This window comes from Acinetobacter sp. (assembly GCF_036666595.1).
Lineage (GTDB): Bacteria > Pseudomonadota > Gammaproteobacteria > Pseudomonadales > Moraxellaceae > Acinetobacter.
The window spans coordinates 1-534 of sequence record NZ_JAVWVO010000144.1 but is presented as its reverse complement, the minus strand read 5'-3'; the positions used below and the strand labels follow the sequence as shown (position 1 = coordinate 534).

At 37.5% G+C, this 534-nt stretch carries 1 pseudogene; it reads right to left on the bottom strand.

Annotation, left to right across the window (positions count from 1 at the left end):
* Nucleotides 1-115, bottom strand: a pseudogene (locus RR876_RS17270) (methyltransferase); the annotation flags it as partial.
* Nucleotides 116-534: the final 419 nt, after the last annotated feature.

The following is a 534-nucleotide window of genomic DNA, read 5'->3' as shown; positions in this document are numbered from 1 at the left end:
AAGAAATTGGTGTTTCAGGCAATTGCTGTGCGATCAATTCACAATGCGGAATCACATCATGCAAAGCTTTTAGCAAATGTTCAGGGGCTTTTTGAAATTGAAAAGTACAGCTCATTTGATTTTTATTCATTTTAAGGTTAAGCGTTTAATTCATAAAAACGCGATATAAGCCTAAGGTCATAATGAAAACTCCCTCTTTTTCTAAAGGATGGGCATTATTTCACATAAGAGCGAGAGGATTTATACCCCTCATCCCAACCTTCTCCCTAAGGGAGAAGGAGTAATCGCTACAATAGACTTCTTGCATAAGTCGAGTTGTGATGAACATTTATTTATAATGGAAGTTCCCTCTCCTTTTAAAGGATGAGCGTTATTACGCGCAAGAGGGAGAGGATTTATATAATAAATCTCCCTCATCCTCTTGCGGAATAATATTCCTCATCCCAAAGGGAGAAGGAATAACCACAACAATATTAACCCAACGCTTTTTCAGCAGCTTCAACTGTTTGACGAATTAATGTCGTAATCGTCATA